This is a genomic window from Nocardia sp. NPDC003345, assembly GCF_053589395.1.
The window spans coordinates 1-1085 of sequence record NZ_JBSFRU010000628.1 but is presented as its reverse complement, the minus strand read 5'-3'; the positions used below and the strand labels follow the sequence as shown (position 1 = coordinate 1085).

The 1085-nt window shown below is 64.2% G+C and carries 2 protein-coding genes; both read left to right on the top strand.

The annotated features are described in order from the left end of the window. On the top strand, window positions 1-263 hold a 263-nt coding region (locus tag ACWDU1_RS32520; RefSeq protein ID WP_450004246.1), incomplete at its 5' end, for an enolase C-terminal domain-like protein. Window positions 264-265: 2 nt separating this feature from the next. Beyond that, a partial coding sequence (locus ACWDU1_RS32515; protein WP_450004245.1) for an MFS transporter occupies window positions 266-1085 on the top strand: 820 nt, incomplete at its 3' end.

The window sequence follows — 1085 nt, the reverse complement described above, 5'->3', positions numbered from 1 at the left end:
GTCTGCAGATCGACGCGGGGTGCTACAACGCGACCATTCAGGAACAAAGTCTGGGAATCCACTACAACACCACCAACGAGCTGCTCGACTATCTCGTCGATCCGTCGGTGTTCACCTACGCCGACGGCCAGGTCCGGATTCCGGAGGGGCCCGGCCTCGGTATCGAGATCAATGAGGACTACGTGGTGGAACGGGCTGCCACCGGGCACCGATGGCGCAACCCGATCTGGCGTCACAGTGACGGATCGTTCGCGGAGTGGTGAGTATGAAGACCTTGATCGAAAAAAGCTCTGTCCCCACCACATTGGCCGTCAAGGCGAGCCGTGCGCGGATCCTGATCGCGGTCATGCTGTTCGTGACCGTGGTCATCAATTACATGGACCGCGCCAATCTGTCCATCGCGGTACCCGCGATCGCCGACGAGATGGATCTGTCCTCGGCGCAGCAGGGCCTGCTGCTGTCGGCCTTCGGCTGGACCTACGCCGCCCTGCAGATCCCGGGCGGCTGGTTCGTCGACCGGGTGCCTCCGCGGGTGCTGTACCCGGCATGCCTGGTCCTGTGGTCACTGGCGACCGTGTTCATGGGCATCATCGGCGGATTCGTCGCGCTCATCGTGCTGCGGCTGCTGGTCGGCACCTTCGAGGCCCCGGCCTATCCCATCAACAACCGCGTCGCCACCGCCTGGTTCCCGGAGCGGGAACGCGCCACGGTCATCGGCTTCTACACCTCGGGTCAGTTCATCGGCCTGGCGCTGCTCACCCCGGTGCTGTCCTGGCTGCAGTCGGTGCTGAGCTGGCACTGGGTGTTCATATTCACCGGCGGGGTCGGCGTGCTGTGGGGCCTGATCTGGTACCTCGTGTACCGGGAGCCGCGTGATTCCCGCGCCAACGAGGCCGAGATCGCCCATATCCGCGAGGGCGGCGGACTGGTGGATCTCACCAGCTCCCGGCCTGCGAAAACCAAGGTGACCTGGAACGATATCGCGACGGTACTGGGCCGGCGGAAACTGTGGGGGGTGTACCTCGGTCAGTTCTGCCTGACCTCCACCCTGTGGTTCTTCCTCACCTGGTTCCCGACCTACCTGG